Consider the following 23,078-nt stretch of genomic DNA (forward strand, 5'->3'; position numbering starts at 1 on the left):
AAGGTTTCGATTCTATAAATAAAAATGCACCAAAAATTTGTCATCCCTGTTATTTTTCTTTACTGGTGCTATATGAGGAATCAAAATGAGAATATTCAAAGCCTTATTAACCACTGCAAATCTACTTGTCTGTACTAATGCCTTTGCAATTGCTGCTCCCGATAGAACCGAATGTATTGCACCAGCCAAGCCCGGTGGAGGTTTTGATCTAACCTGTAAGCTGGTTCAGGTTTCTTTATTGGAAACCAAAGCCATCAACAAGCCGATGCGGGTAACGTTTATGCCCGGTGGTGTCGGTGCCGTTGCCTATAATACCATCATTGCTCAAAGACCTATTGAGTCTGGCACCATTGTCGCCTTTTCAGGAGGTTCTCTGTTGAACCTTGCTCAAGGTAAATTTGGTCGATACAACGTGAATGATGTGCGTTGGCTAGCCAGTGTCGGCACAGACTACGGCATGATTGCTGTGCGCAGTGATTCCCCTTACAAGACGTTAACAGACCTTATGGATGCGTTCAAAAAATCCCCTGACAGCATTGTATTCGGTGCTGGGGCTTCTATCGGTAGTCAGGATTGGATGAAAACAGCATTACTGGCAAAAGAAGCGGGTGTTGATCCCCGCAAGATGCGTTATGTCGCCTTTGAAGGCGGTGGAGAGCCAATTACAGCCTTGTTGGGTAACCACATTCAAGCCGTTTCCGGCGATCTGAGTGAAATCTTATCTTATCTTAATGGTGATAAGCTCCGTGTCCTTGCAGTCTATGCCGACAAACGCCTGGATGGTGATCTGGCACATGTTCCGACGGCAAAAGAACAGGGTTATGATCTCGTTTGGCCTGTGATTCGCGGTTTTTATGTAGGGCCAAAAGTGACTGATGAACAATACCAATGGTGGGTAGATACCTTTAAAAAGCTACAACAAACTGAAGAGTTCAAAAAACAACGCGATCTGCGCGGGTTATTTGAATTTAACATGACGGGCAAAGAGTTGGATGAGTATGTGAAAAAACAAGTTGTCCAATATCATGAGATGGCCAAATCCTTTGGTTTAGCAAAATAATAAGGTGGTATCGTGAGCGATCGTATCTTTGCCGCTGTCTGGTTAGTTCTTTGCGGAATTGGGCTAGTCATTGGCTGGGAAATCCATAGTGAATATAGCTATGAGCCTCTCGGCCCCCGCCCATTTCCAATCGCTATTCTTTCATTATCGGCGCTTTGTGCATTACTGTTGATATTCAAGAAACCTGATCTCATTCATTGGCCTGCGCCAAAAGTATTGCATCGTCTAATGTTATTAATTGTTTCACTAGCCATTTACGCATGGTCATTTGAATGGCTAGGTTTTCCTCTGGCAACAACATTGTTGACTATCAGTGTCGCATTATTGTTCAACGCCAAGCTCCCTGCAGCGATTATCTCAGGTCTATTTCTTGGTATTTCGCTCTTTTTTGCCTTTGATCGCCTGTTAGATGTCACGCTGCCCGTCGGCAGTTGGCTCAGTTAAGGAGACAACATGGATACTTGGATATATCTGAGCCAAGGTTTTGAAGTTGCATTAATGCCTAAAAACTTAGCCATTGCATTAATCGGTTGTTTTATTGGTACTGTTGTTGGTTTACTGCCCGGCCTTGGCCCCATAAATGGCGTGGCGATCCTTCTTCCACTGGCTTTTGCATTAAAGTTACCGGCTGAATCCGCTCTCATATTATTGGCAACAGTGTATATTGGTTGTGAATATGGTGGTCGCATTTCTTCGATATTGCTGAATGTACCGGGAGACGCTGCTGCAATAATGACCGCCCTTGATGGTTACCCAATGGCAAAGCAAGGTAAAGCGGGGGTTGCACTCTCTATTTCAGCCGTCAGTTCGTTTTTCGGTTCATTGCTGGCTATCACGGGCATCATTTTATTTGCCCCTCTTTTGGCACAATGGTCTTTGGCATTTGGGCCTGCTGAGTATTTTGCACTGATGGTTTTTGCGATTGCCTGCCTCGGCAGTATGATGAGCCAAAATCCCATCAAATCATTATTGGCAGCCTTAATCGGTCTGGGTTTAGCAACTGTAGGTGTGGATGCTAATACCGGCGTTTATCGTTTCACTTTCAATAGCATACACCTATCCGATGGCATTCAATTTATCGTCGTGGTGATTGGTCTGTTCTCAGTCAGTGAAATTTTATTGATGCTGGAAAGCACGTCTACGGGGCAAAAGAGGATACGCAACACTGGACGATTGCTTTTCAATAGGAAAGAAGCCGCTACCTGTGTCGGACCAACGTTACGCTCTTCAGTAATTGGTTTTTTTGTCGGCATACTGCCCGGCGCAGGAGCAACAATTGCGAGTGCAATTACCTATATGACGGAAAAACGGATCAGTGGTAACAGTGATTCGTTTGGTAAGGGCGATATTCGTGGTGTTGCTGCACCAGAAGCCGCAAATAATGCTTCAGCATGTGGTTCATTTATCCCGATGCTTACTCTTGGTGTCCCCGGCTCAGGCACAACTGCTGTCATGATAGGTGCTCTGACGCTTTATAACACCACACCCGGCCCGACTATGTTTACAGAACAACCGGACATTGTCTGGGGACTTATTGCCGCCCTATTGATCGCCAACATTTTGTTGCTGATTATGAATATCCCAATGATTGGGTTATTTACCCGTATACTGAATGTTCCGATGTGGTTTCTGGTTCCTTCAATAGCTATTGTTTCGGCAGTCGGCGTCTATGCTGTTCACAGTACCACATTTGATCTGATGCTGATGATTGGGTTAGGTGTTTTTGGCTATATACTCCGAAAATTGAACTTTCCAATGTCGCCATTGATTTTGGGGTTTGTATTAGGTGAAATGCTGGAACAAAATCTAAGACGCGCGCTATCAATCAGTAATGGACATTTTGGAATTCTATGGAGTAGTGCCATTGCTCAGGTTCTGCTGGTTCTGGCGGTATTGGTAATTATTGTCCCTCCTGTTTTACGCACCATTAATAAACGCCGTAATAAAAACCTGACACCATAATTAAAGTAGCCAATCCATAGCTCATGGATTGGCTCTCATTCTCGCTGATGATTTTTTTAGTAATTAGTCTGAATATTTACGCATCACCAGAGAAGCATTTGTACCACCGAACCCGAAGCTATTGGACATTACCGTTCTTAGCTCGCGTTCGGTAGGTTCAGTGATGATATTCATACCTAGTGCTTTTTCATCCAGATCTTCAATATTGATACTTGGTGCAATAACACCATGCTCCAACATCAGTAAGCTGTAAATCGCTTCATGGGCACCAGCCGCACCTAATGAATGGCCGGTCATTGCTTTAGTGGCAGAAATAGCAGGCGTATCGTCACCAAAAACTTCTCTAATGGCTTCCAGCTCTTTCAAATCACCAATTGGTGTCGATGTTCCGTGAGTGTTAATATAATCCACGCCACCTTCAATACCGTCCAACGCCATCTTCATGCAGCGTACAGCCCCTTCACCAGAAGGTGCAACCATATCCGCTCCATCTGAATTTGCGCCATAGCCGATAATCTCAGCGTAAATATGGGCACCGCGAGCCAATGCATGCTCTAATTCTTCAACAACGACAATACCGCCACCGCCTGCAATCACGAAACCGTCGCGGTTTTGATCGTAAGTACGGGAAGCTTGTTCTGGTGTCTCATTATATTTAGTGGAAAGCGCACCCATTGCATCGAATTCACAAGCCATTTCCCAGCTTAATTCTTCACCACCACCCGCAAAAATAACATCTTGTTTACCCAGTTGAATTAACTCAACTGCGTGACCGATACAATGTGCAGAAGTCGAACAGGCAGAACTGATGGAATAGTTGACCCCTTTAATTTTAAAAGGCGTTGCCAGACATGCCGATACGCCGGAAGCCATCGCTCGTGTGACCATATAAGGCCCAACGCCACGTAATCCTCGGGCACGCATACCGTCTGAACCTGCAACTTGGTTGTATGGGGAACCACCTCCTGAACCCACCACAATCCCAGTGCGAAAATTAGAAACTTGTTCATCGGACAGACCTGAATCTTTAATGGCCTCGTCCATTGCTAGATAAGCATAAATAGATGCGTCGCTCATAAAACGTTGGATTTTACGGTCTATCAAACCTGATGTATCCAGCTTTACATTGCCCCAAACGTGGCTGCGCATTCCCATTTCTTTGAATTTTTCAGAGAAAGTTATCCCGGAACGGCCTTCTTTCAGAGACTCCAGCACCTCTTCCTGGTTATTACCAATACTGGAAACAATACCCAGACCAGTGATTACTGCACGTTTCATTCCTTACCTCATCAATATGTTTACCAGCGGGATTTTCCCCTGCACTTTAGCGTACACTTGTACGCTGAACAAGTCCGATCAGGTCAAAAAATCACAGAAAAATTGATCTGGACTCAGGTCTTAAGCCCTAGCTTGGGTGGTACAACTACATGAAGGCCGTTAAAATCACTCATATTATTTTGTCAACGATACAGGCATTATTGTGAAAAACAGTGCTATCAGCAGCGCCACCCTAAGCTGGAATGAGCAGGGCACCCCCATTTCAGAGCAGTTTGATGATGTTTATTTTTCAAATCAAGATGGCTTAGAAGAAACTTTATATGTATTTTTGAAAGGCAATAATTTTCCTCAACGCTTTAACACCCATCTTCGCTCAGACTGCGTTATTGCAGAAACCGGTTTTGGTACTGGATTGAATTTTCTAACGCTCTGGCGGGCTTTTTCTGTTTTCAGACAGCAACACCCTGATGCCACCTTAAAACGGCTCCATTACATCAGTTTTGAAAAATATCCCTTGCAGGCAGCAGACCTGAAAACAGCACATCAACGCTGGCCCGAACTTCAGGAATTTTCAGAACAATTATGTCAACAATGGCCCTTGCCTCTTGCGGGTTGCCACAGGTTAATCCTTGCTAATGGCGCTATCACACTGGATCTTTGGTTTGGGGATGTCAATGATTTATTACCGGAGATAACTTCAAACCTGACTGGGAAAATTGATGCCTGGTTTTTAGATGGCTTTGCACCCTCCAAAAATCCACAAATGTGGAGCGAACAACTGTTCGCTGCAATGGCAAAATTTTGCCGTCCTAAAGGCACGTTTGCGACATTTACCTCCGCCGGTATCGTTCGCCGAGGTTTACAAGAAGCTGGCTTTACTGTCTCGAAGATTAAAGGCTTCGGACGTAAAAGGGAGATGCTTACTGGTATTTTATCTCCATCAACCAGTACTTCTCTCTTTCCATCTCGCACACCATGGTTTTCTCGCCAAACAGCCACACATACTGAGGATATCGCCATCATTGGTGGAGGTATTGCCAGCGCATTGACCGCACTGGCTTTATTACGTCGTGGTGCAAAAGTCACGCTATATTGTCAGGATGCTCACCCCGCTCAGAATGCATCAGGCAATCGGCAAGGCGCGATTTATCCTTTATTGAATGGTCGGGATGACCCATTAGAACGTTTTTTCACGTCGGCATTTACTTTTTCCCGCCGTCAGTATGACCAATTAATCAATGAAAATGTATTATTTGACCATCAATGGTGTGGTGTCAGTCAGCTAGCTTATGATGAAAAAAGTGACAAAAAAATAGGCAAGATATTGCAAACACAGTGGCCGGAAACAATTGCACTTGGCATGGATCGCCAACAAATTAGCCATATAAGCGGATTGGACGTTAATCATCATGGCATCCACTATCCACAAGGAGGATGGTTATACCCTGCTCAATTAACTCAATCAGTGATTAACCTTGCTGAGCGACAAGGAATGCAAGTGTATTTCAATCATAAAGTGACCCAACTGATTCAGAATAAAAATAGCTGGCAATTAGATATTGAGGGACAGAAGAATTTACAACGCAAAAACCACAGCGTTGTCATCATCGCCAATGGTCACTGCCTGCCACAATTTGAACAAACTAAAAAACTTCCTGTCACGGCTGTTCGTGGTCAAGTCAGCCATATTCCCACAACAAATAACCTCAGTAAACTAAAAAGTGTGCTGTGCTATGATGGGTATATGACCCCTGTTAATCACCATAATCAGTATCACTGCATTGGAGCCAGCTACCAACGCGAACAATTGGATACACACTATTCTTCTATCGAACAACAAGAAAACCGTAATCGTTTATTGAAATGTTTTCCTGATGTTGATTGGGTACAGCAAATTGATATTTCTGAAGGCAAATCCCGTCAAGGTATACGGTGTGCTATTCGGGATCATATGCCTATGGTTGGAAACGTGCCTAATTTCAGCGAAGTTATGGAAAAATATGCAAACTTACCCCAACGAATAAGTACAGGTGGCGCCGTTGATGATTCCCCTTGCTATCCTAATTTATTTACCCTTGGGGCATTGGGTTCACGCGGATTATGTTCAGCCCCTTTAAGTGCTGAACTACTGGCAAGCCAGATCTTTGGGGAGGCATTGCCGCTTGATGATGAAACATTAGCCGCTTTACATCCAAACCGATTTTGGGTCAGAAAGCTATTACGGGGCAAAGCAGTAAGAACTGAAAAGCCTTAAAAACACCTTATCTGCATCAGGTATGTAAAACATCATACCTGATGCAATATTCTGTATTTTCATTCTCAAAAACCAGCACTGCGTTAAGATGTGGTGATCAAACGTTTCATGGCACAACGTTGTTCTTCAGTAAATCCGTAATCAATTTCACTTTGTAAAATTTTGCGTAGTGCTGCTGTAATTTGTTGTGGTTTCAAAATGTCGAATCCCAATCTTTGATAAAAAGGAGCATTCCAACTGACATGACGAAACGTTGTTAATGTAACAGCTTGGAGATTACGTTGTTCAGCAACTTGAACCACTTTTTCAATCAATGCCCTTCCGATGCCTTTCCTTTGCCAATGTTCATGTACTGAAAGCTCCATAATATGTAACCCATCATTCAGTGGCTTAGCCAAAATAAAACCTATAGGCTGGATATTATTAAGGGCAATCCAACTATTGTCTTGTGAAAGATACTCCAGATGTTGTTGTTCCGTTTGCACATGACCATCAGCTATCCAGGACAATTCTGGTATAAAACTAAATAATTTCGCAGCAGAATATTCGACTGCTGGCAGTCGACTTACATCTGATTTTTGTGTTAAGCGAATAGAAAACATATTTTTTCTTAACTATGCCTCAGTGTTATTCATTTAATTCAGTAGAAAAAATACAATTACAAAACCGCATTACAGAAGTTAAATTTTTCTACTTAGTGAGCACTCAATAACATAAATCTCATTGCAGCAATAACTATACCAGAAAAACCAAACATGATTGTTACCATCCACTTAGTTTGAGAAGCTATTCTATCGGACATACTTTCATGTATAGATGATATTCTCTGATGTATAGATAAGATATCCTTACGCACAGATGACATCTCACTGTTCAAGGACGATATATCTTCACGTACAGATGACATCTCGCTCTTCAATGATGATATATCCTTGCGCACAGATGACATTTCACTGTTCAAGGACGATACATCTTCACGTACAGATGATATCTCGCTCTTCAATGATGATATGTCCATGCGCACAGATGACATATTACTGTTCAAGGTTGATATATCTTCACGTACAGATGACATCTCACTGTTCAATGATGATATGTCTTTGCGCATAGATACCATTTCACTACTTAACAACGATACATCAGTACAAACAGAACTTATTTCCTTACAAATTAATAAATTAATAGTCTCAATATCCGATTTTATCGCATAATTTGACTTTATAACGGCAACATCTGCTTTTACTTGTGCAACATCTGATTCCAGATTTTCAATTCTTTTTTCTAATGTCGTACTCATCTCTTTTTTCCCAACATATTTTAAGTAACTAAAATTTATCGAATCAGGTAAAAAAAGTATTTTATTATTTTCAGTATAAAATCCGTATTCACTCTGAACAGAATATCTTTCTGTTTTCATAGTACTGTCTCCTTAAACATCCCTGAATTATCCTTTTCCCAATTCGTTAATCACAAATTCATATCAACCTCTTGTATATAAGTTTAAGTTAGTTAATCATGTAAAAAACCATCATTCCCTACCCTGCTATTGCTCCAACTTTATCATCCCTACATTTTTTAATCATCAGACGTTCCATTAACAATATGATCATTTTAAGATAATAATAAATATTTTCACCTTATCGATTAAAGCAGAGATTATTTAAATAACATTTCAGAATAATAATAGAAAATCACACCTAACCCATAGTAATAAATAGAATGCTATTAATTGAAATATTAGCTATGGCGTCAATTTAAAACCCATATAAATTTACTTTATATTCATTATAAAAAGATCAAAAAAGATGAAGATATCACTATTTATTCTCATTATTGAGATCCAGTACGAATTTTTTTGTAATCGTGAATAGATGATGACTCTGCCCAATCAGAAAAAATAAAGGGCTACGTAAATAGCCCTAAATAGAAATAATGATGTATAAATAAATTAAGTTTTCGCATTATCCAGTAATGTTTGCCATGTCGTCAAAACCAAAACTTGATCCGGTGGTGTCAATTCACCCACTTTAATCGCTTTATGGACACTTTCTTCAACACGCTGATGGAGCTGCTCAGCGGTATTAGCACCTTCTTGTTCCAACTCAGCAACAGCCAATGTCAGATGCCCGCGGAGGTATCCACCAGCAAATAATTCGTCATCACTGGCATGTTCAACCATATCATCAATTTGTGCCAGAATGCGTGTTTCAAACTCTGCGAGCATTGTTATTCCTCAAAATCAATTTCAATTAGCAAAAGGATCTTCCGGATAGGGAAAATGTTCAGCTTCTAGTGGGGGAGTATTGTAAAACGATTGCAGACCTTGAATAAAGCGTGCTGCTCGTGTTGGTATTCCATTTTCAAGGTATTGCATGACTTGAGCATGCACTTTTCGCTGAAAAGCAAAGCGATCCGGCTCGAAATCCCCTTCCAGATTGTCACAACTGATATTAAAAGGAAAACCAGCTGACATACAGAATAACCACTCCAACGCTTGTGGCTTAACTTCTACTTTTTCGAATTCAGCCTGTGTTTGAGCATCACGGCCATCAGGGCAGTACCAGTAACCAAAATCAATCAGTTTACGGCGCTCTTTACCCGCAATGCACCAATGCGAAATTTCATGTAATCCGCTGGCATAGAAACCGTGGGCAAATACAATCCGGTCATAGCTCACTTCACCATCTGCGGGCAGATAAATCGGCTCATCATCACCTTTTATTAAACGGGTGTTACAATCATCGCTAAAGCAATTATCAAAAATTTCAATCAGTTGTTGATAATGATGTGCTGTCATGTATTAATGCGGATCCCAAAATTAAAAATAAAATGCCAACCAAGAGCGGATACTATCCCCATGATTATCATGGATAAGTTTTATACTCATTAAAAAAGAAACCGTGACTAACATCGGGCGGATCAATTTTTGCCCTCTGCTAAGTACAAGACCTGCACCCAACCGCGCACCAATCATTTGCCCTATCAGCATCACAGAACCCAGTAACCATATGACTTGTCCACTGAGAATAAAAAAGCCTAAAGCACCAATGTTGGATGCAAAATTCAGTACCTTTGCATGAGCCGTTGCTTTTGCCAAATTGTATCCACAGAGCATGACATAAGACAGCGCGAAAAAGGAGCCGGTTCCCGGTCCGAATATACCGTCATAGAAACCAATTCCGCTCCCAATCAGACAACCAAATGCGAGTGGACCAAGACGACGCTTCCGATCTTCTGCCCCAATATTGGGTACCAATAGAAAATAAAGACCGATAATGATCACCAATACCGGCAATAAATAACGCAGAAAATCCGGTGATACAAATTGAACCAATAAGGCACCCAACATAGCGCCGAACAGGGTCATAACGATAGCAAAACGCTGAGAGCGCCAATCCACTATACCACGGCGGATAAAGTAAAGACTGGCAGAGAATGAACTCCCTACAGCTTGAAGTTTACTCGTCGCCAGCGCCTGGACAGGGGATACTCCCACGGATAGCAGAGCGGGGATGGTCAATAATCCCCCGCCACCTGCTATAGAATCGATAAAACCTGCAACCATCGCAACCAAAAAGAGGAAACCGTAAATATCCGGGCCCAGTAATGACCATTCCATTATTTATTTCACCAGAAAACTGCTACCCATTATTATGATGCCTTTTCAGCATCGACCGGAGCTTGTATCAGGAACCCTTCCTGATTTACCAACGTGGAAGCGAAGATGTCACATCGGCACACTGTGCCCGCTGGCGCAGTAAGTGATCCATCAGTACAATTGCCATCATCGCTTCTGCAATCGGTACAGCACGGATACCGACGCAAGGATCGTGCCGACCGCGGGTCACCATATCCACTTCTTCGCCCTGACGATTGATGGTTTTTCCTGGCACCATAATGCTGGATGTCGGTTTCAGAGCAATATGTGCAACAATTGGCTGGCTGCTGCTAATTCCACCCAGAATGCCACCCGCATGGTTGCTGGTGAATCCCTGTGTTGTGATTTCATCGCGATTTTCACTGCCACGTAAGTTTACAACACCAAAACCATCGCCTATTTCAACGCCTTTCACCGCATTAATGCTCATCAGAGCATGAGCAATATCAGCATCCAAGCGGTCAAAAACCGGCTCTCCCAACCCCGCAGGGACATTTTCGGCAATTACAGTGACTTTCGCACCAATAGAATCCCCCTCTTTTTTCAGTGCCCGCAGTAATTCATCAAGTTGAGACAATTTACTATCATCAGGGCAGAAAAAAGGATTTTGCTCGACGAGATCCCAATCTTTCAATTCGCAGTGAATATTCCCCATCTGAGTCAGGCAGGCACGAATGTGAATGCCGTGTTTATCAAACAGATATTTTTTGGCAATCGCACCCGCCGCAACACGCATCGCGGTTTCACGGGCAGATGAGCGCCCACCACCACGGTAGTCTCGTAGTCCATATTTCTGTTCGTAAGTATAGTCGGCATGACCTGGGCGGAAAACATCTTTAATCGCACCGTAATCCTGTGAACGCTGATCGGTGTTTTCGATCATCAGGCCAATACTGGTGCCTGTAGTCACACCGTCAAAAACACCAGAAAGAATTCGGACTTGATCGGGTTCACGACGCTGCGTTGTATAACGGGAGGTTCCCGGGCGACGTCTGTCTAAATCAATTTGTAAGTCAGCTTCTGTAATAGCAATGCCGGGCGGAACACCATCGACAATGCATCCCAACGCGATCCCGTGGGACTCGCCAAACGTAGTGACACAAAAAAACTGCCCAATACTATTTCCTGCCATTCTTACCCTGCCATCATTAATGCGTTAAAAATGAGATCGAATAACCATAACCTACCCAATGATTAAAACCTATCTTATTTCATCAATTTTATTTGCCTTTAATTTGATGACGTATCCGTTTTAATCATTGAGCGCACTGAAAAAATATTAGTCTTTGAACTGATGGAAATACTCATGATGTTCAACTAATTGCTGACGAGTCAGCATGAAAACACCGTCACCACCATGTTCGAATTCCAGCCATGTAAATGGTACTTCTGGATATTGCTCAATCAGATGTACCATGCTGTTACCCACTTCACAAATCAGTACCCCGTCTTCCGTAAGGAAATCAGGCGTAGTTGCAAGAATACGGCGAGCCAGTTGCAATCCATCCACTCCCGCAGCTAATCCCAATTCAGGTTCACAACGGAATTCATCCGGCAGATCACTCATGTCTTCCTCATCCACATACGGAGGATTAGTGACAATAAGATCGTACTTCATCGGAGGCATATCACGGAATAAATCCGAACGGATCGGAATCACGCGATGTGAAAGCCCGTGATCCTCAATATTTTGCTCGGTGATTGCTAACGCATCAGCAGAAATATCAACAGCATCCACTTCAGCTTCAGGAAACGCATGAGCGCAAGCAATCGCTATGCAGCCACTGCCGGTGCACAGATCCAAAATGGTCGATGGTTCATGTGAAACTAATCCTGTAAATTGATTGTTAATCAATTCACCAATCGGTGAACGAGGAACCAGAACACGTTCATCGACATAAAATTCATGGCCGCAGAACCATGCGCGATTCGTCAGATAAGCCACTGGAATACGCTCGTTGATACGACGCAGAACACGTTCAACGATGCGATGGCGCTCTGTTAAGGTCAAGCGTGATGTCATCATCGATTCAGGAATATCCAGAGGCAAATACAGAGTAGGAAGCACTAATTGTAAAGCCTCATCCCACGGGTTATCTGTTCCATGACCATAATAGATGTTGGCAGCATTGAATCGGCTGGTAGACCAACGCAGCATATCCTGAATGGTATGCAGCTCCGCAACAGCCTCATCTACAAAAATTTTATCCAAAAGCACCTCCAAAACAACAAAAAAGTATTAACGCATAGACGCATGAAAAAGTATTAACGCGCTAGTTTGCCATGAACATAGACACAAATCAGCTTTCTGGACATGTGAATTATCTCAGGAATAAATTCTGTCGGGAAAATATCGTGCCAGAAGCAGGCCAAAACGAAGTGGAGAAAGATAAAAACCACCCTGTGTCGGCAGGGTGGATGAGGATATTGGGTGTTATTTAGACTTCTTCACCCACAGGTAATAGCTGATAGTCAATAATGCTATCCAGACTACCCCAACGTACAGTGCAAGCCGGGTACTGGGGAAATATCCCAACACCGCAATAACGAATGCCATAAATGCAATGGCTACAATAGGAGCAACAGGCCACAAAGGAACAGGAAATTTAAGCTGTTTAACTTCTTCTGCTGTCATTTTGCGACGCATCATATATTGTGACAGCAAAATCATCAGCCACACCCAAACAGTTGCAAATGTCGCGATAGAAGCAATAATTACGAAAATCTTTTCCGGCAGCAAATAATTCAAAACAACGCCGACCAGCAAGATCCCTGACATCACCACAACAGTGACCCACGGTACGCCGTTTTTAGTGAGTTGTGTGAAAAATGATGGTGCCTGTTTTTCCTGTGCCATACCATACATCATCCGTCCGGCACCAAAGATATCGCTGTTGATCGCAGAAATTGCAGCTGTAATTACGACAACATTCAAGATATTGGCTGCCGAATCAATTCCCAGATTAGAGAATATTTGGACAAATGGGCTCCCATTCTGTCCCACTTGATTCCACGGATAAATGCACATCAGAACAAATAAGGTAAGAACATAAAATAACAAAATACGGAATGGAACCGCATTAATCGCACGCGGAATGGATTTTTCCGGATTTTTCGCTTCACTAGCGGTAATGCCGATGACTTCAATACCACCGAATGCGAACATCACCACCGTAAATGAAGCAATCACTCCTGCAATGCCATTTGGCATGAACCCGCCATGTTCCCACAAGTTCGATAGGCCAATGCTATTACCGGCGTCTTGACCAAAACCATACATCATAAGGAAAAGGCCACCGATGATCATGGCGATAATAGCAGCGACTTTGATGATAGAAAGCCAGAATTCCATTTCACCAAACACTTTAACATTACATAGATTTATCGCCCCAATGAAAAAGACAATACTGAGTACCCAAATCCATTGATCGACATGGGGAAACCAGAGTTTCATATATATGCCAAATGCGGTGATATCAGCGAGACAGACGACTAACATTTCAAAAACGTAAGTCCATCCCGTCAGGAACCCCGCTAATGGCCCTAAGTAATGGGTAGCATAATAAGAAAAAGATCCCGGTTCGGAGCGATGAACCGCCATTTCTCCCAATGCTCGCATGACCATAAAAACGGCAGCACCACCAATGGCATAGGCCAGTAATACTGCCGGCCCCGCAGCATGAATAGCGCCAGCTGAACCATAGAAAAGTCCTGTGCCAATTGCAGACCCCAGTGCCATAAAGCGAATATGGCGAACACTTAACCCTCGCTTGAGTTGTGAGATGTTTTGCATGATTTATCCTGTGTCTTTTATTATTAGATTGGAAAAGATAAATACTACGATAAGGCCGGTGTTATCCGGCCTTAGACGATGTGTCTGTGCTTAGTTTTCTAAGATCTTTCCGGTCGGCAGCAATGCAGAAAGCCGTTGTTCAACCAGCAGTTGAATAGCGTTATCAATATCGGGGGCGAAAAAGCGATCTTTATCATAATGCGCAACTTTATCACGGAGGATATGACGGGCTTTTTCCAGTATCACACTACTCTTCAAGCCATGACGAAAATCCATCCCCTGACACGCCGTCAGCCACTCAATGGCTAAGATCCCACGCACGTTATCCGCCATTTCCCATAAGCGGCGACCCGCGGCCGGAGCCATTGATACGTGATCTTCCTGATTGGCAGAAGTAGGCAAGCTATCAACACTGGAAGGATGTGCCAGTGCTTTGTTCTCACTTGCCAGCGCTGCTGCGGTTACCTGTGCAATCATAAAACCGGAGTTCACACCACTATTTTCGACCAAGAATGGCGGCAACTGAGACATATTGCTATCCATCAGCAAAGCAATACGGCGTTCTGACAATGAGCCAATTTCTGCCAATGCGATAGCCAGATTATCTGACGCCATAGCAACAGGCTCCGCATGGAAATTACCGCCAGAAATTACTTCATCTTCTTCAGTAAATATTAGAGGATTATCAGAGACCGCATTGGCTTCAACCATAATCACATCGGCTGCATGACGGATCTGAGTTAAACAAGCCCCCATCACTTGTGGCTGACAGCGCAATGAATAAGGATCTTGGACTTTAGGGCAGTTATGATGAGATTCAGAAATATCACTGTAGTCTTCCAGTACCAGACGATAAAGGGTTGCTACATCAATTTGACCTTGCTGACCTCGTGCTTCATGAATACGTGCATCAAATGGTTTACGAGACCCCAAAGCCGCTTCGACAGATAGTGAACCGCAAATAATAGCCGATGCAAGTAAGTCCTCTGCGGCAAACAGTCCTTTTAAAGCAAATGCGGTTGAAGTTTGTGTTCCATTGAGCAGTGCCAATCCTTCTTTTGCGACAAGACGGATCGGCTTAAGTCCCGCTTTTTCCAGCGCCTCTGTTGCTGGCAACCATTCACCACGATAGCGAGCTTTACCTTCACCCAACAATATTAAGCTCATATGTGCCAATGGAGCCAAATCACCTGAAGCACCAACTGAACCTTTACTTGGAATGCAAGGATAAACTTCGGCATTGACCAGAGCGGCCAATCCCTGAATCACTTCCAGACGAATGCCAGAATAACCACGAGCAAGGCTGTTGATTTTCAGCACCATAATCAATCGGACAATTTCATCCGGCAAAGGCTTTCCCACCCCAGCAGCATGAGACAATACGATAGAACGCTGTAACTCTTCCAAATCTTCTTCTGCAATACGCGTATTTGCCAACAAACCAAAACCCGTATTGATTCCGTACGCGGTTCTGTTTTCACTAATGATACGATTGACACAAGCGACGCTTTCTTCAATGGCAGGGAAACATTGCTCGTCCAGATTAATGTGAACAGGATGCTGATAAACATAGCGTAATTCTTCAAATGTCATTTTTCCAGGACGTATAGTCATATTTTTCATATTAATAATGCTCCTTATTTCACATCAATCATTGGCAAGTTCAGATCTTGCTCTTTCGCACATTGGACAGCCAATTCATAACCAGCATCTGCATGACGCATAACCCCGGTTGCCGGATCGTTGTGTAGTACCCGGGCAATACGTTCTGCAGCTTCATCAGTACCATCACAAACAATGACCATGCCGGAATGCTGTGAGAACCCCATACCAACACCACCACCATGATGCAGGGAAACCCATGTCGCGCCACCGGCGGTATTCAATAAAGCGTTGAGTAATGGCCAATCAGAAACAGCATCAGAGCCATCCTGCATGGATTCTGTTTCACGGTTAGGACTGGCGACAGAGCCTGAATCCAAATGGTCACGACCAATCACAATCGGTGCAGAAAGTTCTCCGCTGCGTACCATTTCATTGAATGCCAATCCCAATTTGGCGCGATCACCCAATCCGACCCAGCAAATACGTGCTGGCAGACCTTGGAAACTAATGCGCGCTCTCGCCATATCTAACCAATGATGTAAGTGAGCATCATCTGGCAACAACTCTTTTACTTTAGCATCGGTTTTATAAATATCCTCAGGATCACCGGAGAGAGCCACCCAACGGAATGGCCCGATGCCGCGACAGAACAGAGGACGAATGTAGGCAGGAACAAATCCCGGAAAATCAAAAGCGTGTTCAACACCTGATTCTTTCGCCATTTGGCGGATGTTATTGCCATAATCAAAAGTCGGTATACCCTGTTTCTGAAAGGCCAGCATGGCTTCAACATGTGCAGCCATTGAGGCTTTCGCCGCTTGGATTACCACTTCTGGCTCAGTTTCAGCACGGTGGCAATATTCTTCCCATGTCCAACCTGCTGGCAAATAACCATGCAATGGATCATGTGCACTGGTTTGATCCGTTACCAAATCAGGACGCACGCCACGACTTACCAACTCAGGCAAAATTTCTGCTGCATTACCACACAATGCTATTGACACTGCTTTACCTTCCCGCGTATAGCGCTCAATACGCGATAAAGCATCATCCAGATCAACAGCCTGCTCATCTACATATTTAGTACGCAAACGGAAATCAATGCGGCTTTGCTGGCACTCTATCGTCAATGAAGTGGCACCTGCCAACGTTGCTGCCAGAGGCTGCGCTCCCCCCATGCCGCCCAACCCTGCTGTCAGAACCCAACGCCCCGTCAAACTACCGTTATAGTGCTGGCGACCCGCTTCAACAAAAGTTTCGTAAGTGCCCTGAACAATGCCCTGACTACCGATATAAATCCAGCTACCCGCAGTCATCTGGCCATACATCGCCAGCCCCTTGGCATCTAATTCGTTAAAGTGTTCCCATGTCGCCCAATGTGGAACCAGATTCGAGTTGGCAATCAATACGCGAGGTGCGTTTTCATGTGTTTTAAAAACACCGACCGGCTTGCCTGACTGTACCAATAGGGTTTCGTCATCTTCCAAATTCTTCAGCGTCTCAACGATTTTTTCATAACATGCCCAATTTCTGGCTGCACGACCTATTCCACCATACACCACCAACTCACCGGGATTCTCGGCAACATCAGGGTCAAGGTTATTCATGAGCATACGGAGTGGTGCTTCTGTCAACCAACTTTTTGCTGTGAGTTGTGTCCCTCTGGGGGCACGAATGATTACGTTGCTAAGTTTATTATTTTGCATCGTCACGATTTTCCTATTTCCATCTTTATTAATTTTATCAATTGTATAGTTGTATATACATGTCTGTTCAATAGGCAAAAATGTGACACAGATAAAGTCGATAATATGGCATGGATTATAATTAATAATAAATATCAATAAGATATTGATGATTTATTCTGTGATAGGCAGGGAAATTTTTTTGCTGTCTTTGTGTTTTATATCACACTTCATTTACATTATTATCACAAACATTGATGAAAACCTCTTCCCCTTAAAAGGGAAAAGAGGTTTTTTTGTGGCCCGATGACAAATCATAAACGAGTAAACAAATCATGAACTGATGGGCAAATCATGAACTAAAGTGTCCTTTCAATTTATATCGATGCCCAGGAAACAAAAGCTTGGCACTCGATACAATGAATTCTTTCGACCAAGTTCGGCGACTAATTAACAAACAAGGCGTATTTGCCTCAATTTGCAGTAATCGGCAAGAACGGGCATCGCCCGCAACCGCTTCAACAATATGCTCCCCTTCTGTCAGAGGCGCTACATGTGATAAATAATCATGGGCTGTTTGCTGGCTGAAATCTTGTTTCAGATATTCCGGTACAGCCTGAGCATTGACATAACGATCTTCAACCTGCACTGGCACATCATTTTCATAATGGACAATAATGGAATGGTAGATAGGCGTACCTACCGTAATACCAAATTCCGCTGATTGCGTCATATTGGCACTCTCTTCAGCGAGTTTTAGCACCTTGCAACTGTGCTGATGAGCACGTGAAGCAATTTCATCCGCAATACTGTGAATTTCAAACAGGGCAGACTGTCCTTTCGGTTCAGAAACAAATGAACCCACACCTTGCAGACGAAACAAAAAACCTTCTGTCATAAGTTCCCGCAACGCCCTGTTAGCGGTCATGCGGCTACAATTGAATTGTTTAACTAATTCCGCTTCTGAAGGAACACGATCATGCGGTTTCCATTCCCCTGTATGGATTTTCTCAATAATCGCTTGTTTGACTTTCGCATACAAAGGCACTGGTTTGGCAAATGTCTCTGGTAAATCAGCTGTCACAATGGCTCCCTTCTCGCTTATTTGTTCCACTAATTATTTGTTCCACCAATGGACTAATTGCCACGCAAGACGAGCCGCAGCCTTGCCTCCCATTCCTTGAATATCATACAAAGGATTAAGTTCGACCAAATCCACAGCTTGCAACTTTTTGCTCTGACAGATAAGTTGAATTAATGGCAGTAAACGTTCTAGCGGAACACCTAACGCTGCTGGTGCAGAAACGGCTGGCATTTGCCAAATTGGCAATACGTCCAGATCGATAGTCAGATAAATGATATCGACTTGATTAATGACATCTTGCAGTTGCTGCTGGACCTTATCCAGCATCGACTCAACACAATGCGTATCCCAAATAATGGTGACATCAAGATGGTTGGCCTCATCCAGCAACGCTTGAGTATTCGACGCCAAACTGGCTCCAACACAAGTGTAATTAAATAGGCGCTGATCCTTCTGGCAATAATGGGCAAGCTGCCGGAATGGTGTTCCTGATGTAGGTTGAGATGAATTTCGCAGATCTAAATGTGCATCAAAATTGATGATGCCTACACGCTGTGTCGGAAACGCACGATAAATTCCCATTCCATGTGCAAATGCCGTTTCATGCCCCCCCCCAAAAATAAGCGTTCGCATATTCTGCTGCTGGCACTCATATACCGCATCACTAAGGGCACTCTGTGCTTCACTCAATCTTTCGGGGTTGGCGCGGATATTTCCCAAATCAACCAGTCGATCATGGCCATCATAGCTTGCGAGATTTGCCAATGACTGACGCAAATATTCAGGCCCTAACTTTGCTCCCGGACGACCTTGGTTAAGTTTGACACCTTCATCACACTCAAATCCCAATAACGCAATGTGATGAGGATATTTTTCTGGGGAAAAATGGGCAGGTTGTTTGATTGTCTGAAATACACGCAAAGCATTATCCGCTTCGGCAAGATCATTACGCCCTTGCCAGATATTTTCCGATGTAGGATGCCATAAATTCATGTCCTTTCCCTCGTTATCATTAATTATGGTTATTGAAATGATTATGATGCGTGATTTCACCGCGATAAATACGATAAACCAACGGGTTATGTCCTATTTCATATAAAATATCAACGGGATTCTGAGCATCCCAAACAACAAAGTCTGCCATATAACCTGCCGCCAATTGACCATGACTGTCAGCCCGACCTAATGCTCTGGCCGCATGAATGGTTACGCCCAGCCACGCTTCTTCGGGTGTTAAACCAAATTGTACACAGGCCATGTTCATAATCAGGCGCAAAGAGGCAAAAGGACTAGTACCCGGATTAAAATCGGTCGAAATAGCCATCGGGACACCATATTGGCGCAATAATGCAATGGGAGGGCGTTTAGTTTCCTTTAGGAAATAAAATGCGCCTGGCAGTAGGACAGCGGCTGTTCCGCTGCGGCTGATAGCTTCAATCCCCTTTTCATCCAAATATTCAATATGATCAACTGACAGACCTCGATATTCAGCAACCAGTTCACTTCCTCCCAGATTAGAAAGTTGTTCAACATGGCCTTTTACGGGAATATTCAAGCGCTTTGCCGCATCAAACAGGCGCTTGGTCTGGCTAAGATTGAAACCAACCGTTTCACAGAACACATCAACGGATTCGAATAACTGCTTTTGCCAGAGTGTCGGAAGGATAGAATCACAAATTAAATCGATATAGGCATCAGGATTGTGTTTATATTCAGGGGGAACCGTATGGGCTGAAAGTAATGTCGGGCTGATTTCGATAGCATTTTTCTGTGCCAATGCCCGCACGACATTCAACTGTTTCTCCTCACTTTCCAGATCCAGTCCATAACCTGATTTTATCTCAATTGTCGTCACGCCTTCTGCAATTAAAGAATTCAGCCGATTTTGGGAAGACATCTCCAGTTGATAGGCTGAGCTGTTTCTCGTAGCATTGACTGTGAAATTAATCCCACCACCTTTAGCACTGATTTCTTCATAAGAAACACCATTCAAACGTTGTTCCCATTCAGACGCCCGATTACCACCAAAAACCAAGTGGGTATGACAATCAATCAGACCAGGGGTAATGAGCCGTTGCCCTACATCGATAACTTTACACTGGCTGGCTGGAACGCTATTTGTCGGTAAGATCGCTAAGATTTTTTCATCTCGAACAATAAGGTCATGCTGCTCTAACATGCCATAATTATTTTTGCCATCAATGTGATTAATTGTAGGGTTCATTGTAGCAAGTCTGGCATTACACCAAATAACATCGCTATCTTTCAGTTCAATCGACATTATTATCGTCCTGTTATTTTTTCTTGTTAGTATAAATTTTCATGTTGTATATACATATATTTTATAACCAGGCTCAATTGTCAAATCATTTTATGAACAACCTGACCTTTAAAACGATAGCTTCCAAGAAAAATCACAAAAAATCAGTTAAACTAACCAAAAGATGTGAGTGAATTAACGTGTAATGAAGAAGAAAAATCTACTAAACGAAGAAGATATCAGTCTATTCAGAACGTCTGTGACCGGAGCTCGTCGCATCGTTCAAGATACGGTTACCCATACCCCGAAAAGAAAAAAAATAAGCCATGTCGCCCCAAAGCGTCTTATGCAAGAACAAATCGACGCCAGTTACTATTTTTCTGATGAGTTCCAACCGAATCTCGATACAGAAGGACCAACCCGCTATATTAGAGAAGGTGACAATCACTATGAATTGAAGAAGTTGCGTCGTGGAGATTATTCCCCAGAATTGTTTCTCGATTTACATGGGTTAACGCAATTGCAGGCCAAACAAGAAATTGGCGCGTTAATTGCTGCTTGCCGACGTGAACATATTTATTGTGCCTGCGTTATGCACGGTCATGGTAAACATATTCTCAAGCAACAAACACCATTATGGCTCGCCCAACACCCTGATATTATCGCCTTTCACCAAGCTCCCAAAGAGTGGGGAGGAAACGCTGCCTTGCTCATTTTGGTAGAAATGGATGAATTTATACAACGTCAATAATTATTGACATATAATTCAATTACTTATATATAAATTGCTGAACAAATCTATAAGCAAGGCATAAGATGAGAACAGGGTGAAAGGAAGATCAGGCTAAGGGGATGTACAAGGTCAGTACACTAAACGCCCTGAGCTAATGACTAACGACGAATTTTGTCGGCAGTGAATAGAAGAATTGGGGCTGACCATTCTGTTACTCATTGTTTTTATATCAAAGCTTAAAATCAGCTCTGCAAATTCAGTGAGTGGGTTAGTACGTTAAACTTACCAACCTTGTGAAGAGGTCGCGACGCATTTCGTCGTAACCTATAGAGCGATTGAGGAAGCAATTAACTGATAGCCCTGCCAGTAAGAAGATCTCCCCATAACAGTGATCACCTGACCTTTCTGTAACAGCATCACCAATAGCTGCCATCTCATCAAATCCCACAACACGCAGCGGGTAATCATTGCGCTTATCGCTCTGTACCTGCATGGTAGCGTACTTTACCTGTCTGGCACTTTAATACGCTTGGGGGCAAAGGTAATCTTGCCTGTGACCGTGGCGACTATCAATGATGCGTTCTTTTGCTTTCTTCGTGCCATTTACCACCGCCTATAGATGATCTTGTTTTTTCTTCATAATAAAAATCAGTCAGTTAAATCACTGCGAACGTAATACGTATTCAGTCACTCAGTTACATTCAGCAAAAGGTGTTTGAGGAAATCTCAATACCCAAGATGGGATATTACACCTCGCGTAAACCATTGGGATTTCCCCAACAGTTGGTTAACTCGTTGATTTATCCGAGGTCCTCACTTTGGTTCTCAGAGAATACCTCTATGGTTACTTTATGTGCTGGACAAACACAATAAATGCATTGTGTTTCAACGTATTGCTTGGACACAAGGGTCTGGACAAAGCGACTTAACCCCTTGTTTCTGCCTCACTCTTTTGTGCTCCTCTTAAAGAGATGTGCAAAGTTTGTGAGTCAATATCATTTATGCACAAAGTCATTTGCGAGTAACTATCAGTTACGTTCAAAGTCCGATTATCGGATATTGAATTTTGCATCAACGTTTTTCGTCGACATAAATATGCATCATTTTACATACCGATATTTTTGGTGTTCAAACTAACCCTCTTAAAGATGGTAAGTTCTTGCTCTATGCAACGAGGTAACCAACCGACAATAAGTCCGGCGGTTAAAATAAAAGCAGACTGCATATTTGCAGTTTGATTTAATATTAATGAGTTAGATACTATTTTAGCCATAAAATCACCAGACTGATTTTATCGTGGGGGTCAAACTGACCCGAAATAATCGGGGCAGTGCTTGCCTCGGACACTGTTGATGGTATTTTGCGCCCCCCGATTTTGAGATGCTCAAAGTATAAGCAGACGCAAAATTTGGCGTCTGATTGAATATCAATGGGTTATCACCTAAGCCCGAATTAGGGCTTTGCTCTACCGTCAGATTAGTCGTTAGTCACTAAGTTACATTAAATAACCTTGTAAATATGAAAGCAAAAGGTATGGTGAAAATCCCGGTCATGTATTAAATAGTTAGATTGAATATCAAAAATAGTACTCACGCTCAATAAAAGTTCCTATCACCTTATCGTGCATTTCTTCGGATTTTGAATAACTGATAGTTTTTCTATTCAGTCTTTTTACTCGAGTACGCTGAGTTAAATTCGTTCTCTCT

22 protein-coding genes are annotated in these 23,078 nt (G+C 43.1%); 5 read left to right on the forward strand and 17 right to left on the reverse strand.

Translation table 11 applies throughout. The features are described 5' to 3' along the window. Positions 1 to 79: 79 nt before the first annotated feature. From Xhom_RS13900 to Xhom_RS13910, 3 genes are read left to right on the forward strand one after another with little or no spacing between them, the layout of a single operon-like run. On the forward strand, positions 80 to 1,060 hold the full coding sequence (locus Xhom_RS13900) for a Bug family tripartite tricarboxylate transporter substrate binding protein (protein WP_069315149.1): 981 nt from the start codon (positions 80 to 82) through the stop codon (positions 1,058 to 1,060). A 12-nt stretch (positions 1,061 to 1,072) separates the two neighbouring features. Continuing rightward, complete coding sequence (locus tag Xhom_RS13905) at positions 1,073 to 1,504, forward strand: tripartite tricarboxylate transporter TctB family protein (protein ID WP_069315148.1); 432 nt, start codon at positions 1,073 to 1,075, stop codon at positions 1,502 to 1,504. Positions 1,505 to 1,513: 9 nt separating this feature from the next. Further along, positions 1,514 to 3,022 (forward strand): tripartite tricarboxylate transporter permease, encoded by a 1,509-nt coding sequence (locus Xhom_RS13910; RefSeq protein ID WP_069315147.1) that lies wholly within the window; start codon positions 1,514 to 1,516, stop codon positions 3,020 to 3,022. A 63-nt stretch (positions 3,023 to 3,085) separates the two neighbouring features. Here Xhom_RS13910 and fabB read toward each other — a convergent pair whose 3' ends face one another. Beyond that, positions 3,086 to 4,300 carry a beta-ketoacyl-ACP synthase I gene (gene fabB, locus Xhom_RS13915; protein WP_069315146.1) on the reverse strand — a complete coding sequence of 405 codons (1,215 nt, stop codon included), beginning with the start codon at positions 4,298 to 4,300 and terminating at the stop codon, positions 3,086 to 3,088. A 202-nt stretch (positions 4,301 to 4,502) separates the two neighbouring features. Between fabB and mnmC the strand changes: the two genes are divergently transcribed. Next, positions 4,503 to 6,554, forward strand: coding sequence for a bifunctional tRNA (5-methylaminomethyl-2-thiouridine)(34)-methyltransferase MnmC2/FAD-dependent 5-carboxymethylaminomethyl-2-thiouridine(34) oxidoreductase MnmC1 (gene mnmC, locus Xhom_RS13920; protein WP_069315145.1), 2,052 nt, complete (start codon positions 4,503 to 4,505; stop codon positions 6,552 to 6,554). Positions 6,555 to 6,637: 83 nt separating this feature from the next. Here mnmC and Xhom_RS13925 read toward each other — a convergent pair whose 3' ends face one another. The 13 genes from Xhom_RS13925 to hutI all read right to left on the reverse strand — a co-directional run bounded on the left by Xhom_RS13925 (position 6,638) and on the right by hutI (position 20,660). Continuing rightward, positions 6,638 to 7,156, reverse strand: coding sequence for a GNAT family N-acetyltransferase (locus tag Xhom_RS13925; RefSeq protein ID WP_069315144.1), 519 nt, complete (start codon positions 7,154 to 7,156; stop codon positions 6,638 to 6,640). 92 nt (positions 7,157 to 7,248) lie between these two features. Next, positions 7,249 to 7,971, reverse strand: a complete 723-nt coding sequence (locus tag Xhom_RS36615) for a hypothetical protein (protein WP_232326222.1) — start codon at positions 7,969 to 7,971, stop codon at positions 7,249 to 7,251. Between the two features lie 531 nt (positions 7,972 to 8,502). Next, positions 8,503 to 8,778, reverse strand: coding sequence for a YfcL family protein (locus tag Xhom_RS13935; protein WP_069315143.1), 276 nt, complete (start codon positions 8,776 to 8,778; stop codon positions 8,503 to 8,505). A gap of 21 nt (positions 8,779 to 8,799) precedes the next feature. After that, the gene (locus tag Xhom_RS13940; RefSeq protein ID WP_069315142.1) at positions 8,800 to 9,351 is read right to left on the reverse strand and encodes an elongation factor P hydroxylase; all 552 of its coding nucleotides are present in this window, start codon (positions 9,349 to 9,351) and stop codon (positions 8,800 to 8,802) included. 21 nt (positions 9,352 to 9,372) lie between these two features. Then, on the reverse strand, positions 9,373 to 10,173 hold the full coding sequence (locus Xhom_RS13945; protein WP_069315141.1) for a sulfite exporter TauE/SafE family protein: 801 nt from the start codon (positions 10,171 to 10,173) through the stop codon (positions 9,373 to 9,375). A gap of 85 nt (positions 10,174 to 10,258) precedes the next feature. Then, complete coding sequence (gene aroC, locus Xhom_RS13950) at positions 10,259 to 11,344, reverse strand: chorismate synthase (RefSeq protein WP_069315140.1); 1,086 nt, start codon at positions 11,342 to 11,344, stop codon at positions 10,259 to 10,261. Positions 11,345 to 11,491: 147 nt separating this feature from the next. After that, positions 11,492 to 12,424: a 50S ribosomal protein L3 N(5)-glutamine methyltransferase gene (gene prmB / locus Xhom_RS13955; protein WP_069315139.1), complete on the reverse strand. Its 933-nt coding sequence runs from the start codon at positions 12,422 to 12,424 to the stop codon at positions 11,492 to 11,494. A 222-nt stretch (positions 12,425 to 12,646) separates the two neighbouring features. Further along, complete coding sequence (locus tag Xhom_RS13960; protein ID WP_069315138.1) at positions 12,647 to 14,005, reverse strand: amino acid permease; 1,359 nt, start codon at positions 14,003 to 14,005, stop codon at positions 12,647 to 12,649. A gap of 90 nt (positions 14,006 to 14,095) precedes the next feature. Continuing rightward, positions 14,096 to 15,628, reverse strand: coding sequence for a histidine ammonia-lyase (gene hutH, locus Xhom_RS13965; protein ID WP_069315137.1), 1,533 nt, complete (start codon positions 15,626 to 15,628; stop codon positions 14,096 to 14,098). Between the two features lie 14 nt (positions 15,629 to 15,642). Further along, positions 15,643 to 17,322, reverse strand: a complete 1,680-nt coding sequence (gene hutU, locus Xhom_RS13970) for a urocanate hydratase (protein ID WP_198148731.1) — start codon at positions 17,320 to 17,322, stop codon at positions 15,643 to 15,645. Between the two features lie 325 nt (positions 17,323 to 17,647). After that, positions 17,648 to 18,379 carry a histidine utilization repressor gene (hutC, locus tag Xhom_RS13975; protein ID WP_418384902.1) on the reverse strand — a complete coding sequence of 244 codons (732 nt, stop codon included), beginning with the start codon at positions 18,377 to 18,379 and terminating at the stop codon, positions 17,648 to 17,650. Positions 18,380 to 18,412: 33 nt separating this feature from the next. Next, a complete protein-coding gene (gene hutG, locus Xhom_RS13980; protein WP_099139776.1) occupies positions 18,413 to 19,372 on the reverse strand; it encodes a formimidoylglutamase in 960 nt (319 codons plus the stop codon). A 19-nt stretch (positions 19,373 to 19,391) separates the two neighbouring features. Next, complete coding sequence (hutI, locus tag Xhom_RS13985) at positions 19,392 to 20,660, reverse strand: imidazolonepropionase (RefSeq protein ID WP_069315135.1); 1,269 nt, start codon at positions 20,658 to 20,660, stop codon at positions 19,392 to 19,394. Between the two features lie 184 nt (positions 20,661 to 20,844). On the opposite strand from hutI, the gene smrB reads away from it, so the two are divergent. After that, complete coding sequence (gene smrB, locus Xhom_RS13990) at positions 20,845 to 21,390, forward strand: endonuclease SmrB (RefSeq protein ID WP_069315134.1); 546 nt, start codon at positions 20,845 to 20,847, stop codon at positions 21,388 to 21,390. Between the two features lie 250 nt (positions 21,391 to 21,640). Here the strand turns inward: smrB and Xhom_RS13995 are convergent, their stop codons facing one another. The 3 genes from Xhom_RS13995 to Xhom_RS14000 all read right to left on the reverse strand — a co-directional run. Beyond that, positions 21,641 to 21,865: a hypothetical protein gene (locus Xhom_RS13995; protein WP_069315133.1), complete on the reverse strand. Its 225-nt coding sequence runs from the start codon at positions 21,863 to 21,865 to the stop codon at positions 21,641 to 21,643. A 612-nt stretch (positions 21,866 to 22,477) separates the two neighbouring features. Then, on the reverse strand, positions 22,478 to 22,645 hold the full coding sequence (locus tag Xhom_RS30225) for a hypothetical protein (RefSeq protein ID WP_157104585.1): 168 nt from the start codon (positions 22,643 to 22,645) through the stop codon (positions 22,478 to 22,480). A 303-nt stretch (positions 22,646 to 22,948) separates the two neighbouring features. Beyond that, positions 22,949 to 23,078 (reverse strand): IS1 family transposase (locus tag Xhom_RS14000; RefSeq protein WP_244590775.1); only part of this gene is annotated, 130 nt, incomplete at its 5' end.

Source organism: Xenorhabdus hominickii (genome assembly GCF_002632725.1).
Taxonomy (GTDB): Bacteria; Pseudomonadota; Gammaproteobacteria; order Enterobacterales; family Enterobacteriaceae; genus Xenorhabdus; species Xenorhabdus hominickii.

Excerpts from the sequence above, each read along its gene's own strand:
- Xhom_RS30225 (WP_157104585.1), bottom strand. The coding sequence starts at position 22,645 with ATGGCTAAAATAGTATCTAACTCATTAATATTAAATCAAACTGCAAAT.
- Xhom_RS13925 (WP_069315144.1), bottom strand. The coding sequence starts at position 7,156 with ATGTTTTCTATTCGCTTAACACAAAAATCAGATGTAAGTCGACTGCCA.
- Xhom_RS13940 (WP_069315142.1), bottom strand. The coding sequence starts at position 9,351 with ATGACAGCACATCATTATCAACAACTGATTGAAATTTTTGATAATTGC.
- fabB (WP_069315146.1), bottom strand. The coding sequence starts at position 4,300 with ATGAAACGTGCAGTAATCACTGGTCTGGGTATTGTTTCCAGTATTGGT.
- Xhom_RS13995 (WP_069315133.1), bottom strand. The coding sequence starts at position 21,865 with ATGCAGGTACAGAGCGATAAGCGCAATGATTACCCGCTGCGTGTTGTG.
- hutI (WP_069315135.1), bottom strand. The coding sequence starts at position 20,660 with ATGTCGATTGAACTGAAAGATAGCGATGTTATTTGGTGTAATGCCAGA.
- Xhom_RS13910 (WP_069315147.1), top strand. The coding sequence starts at position 1,514 with ATGGATACTTGGATATATCTGAGCCAAGGTTTTGAAGTTGCATTAATG.
- smrB (WP_069315134.1), top strand. The coding sequence starts at position 20,845 with ATGAAGAAGAAAAATCTACTAAACGAAGAAGATATCAGTCTATTCAGA.
- aroC (WP_069315140.1), bottom strand. The coding sequence starts at position 11,344 with ATGGCAGGAAATAGTATTGGGCAGTTTTTTTGTGTCACTACGTTTGGC.
- Xhom_RS13960 (WP_069315138.1), bottom strand. The coding sequence starts at position 14,005 with ATGCAAAACATCTCACAACTCAAGCGAGGGTTAAGTGTTCGCCATATT.
- Xhom_RS13945 (WP_069315141.1), bottom strand. The coding sequence starts at position 10,173 with ATGGAATGGTCATTACTGGGCCCGGATATTTACGGTTTCCTCTTTTTG.
- Xhom_RS13935 (WP_069315143.1), bottom strand. The coding sequence starts at position 8,778 with ATGCTCGCAGAGTTTGAAACACGCATTCTGGCACAAATTGATGATATG.
- hutH (WP_069315137.1), bottom strand. The coding sequence starts at position 15,628 with ATGAAAAATATGACTATACGTCCTGGAAAAATGACATTTGAAGAATTA.
- Xhom_RS36615 (WP_232326222.1), bottom strand. The coding sequence starts at position 7,971 with ATGAAAACAGAAAGATATTCTGTTCAGAGTGAATACGGATTTTATACT.
- hutG (WP_099139776.1), bottom strand. The coding sequence starts at position 19,372 with ATGAATTTATGGCATCCTACATCGGAAAATATCTGGCAAGGGCGTAAT.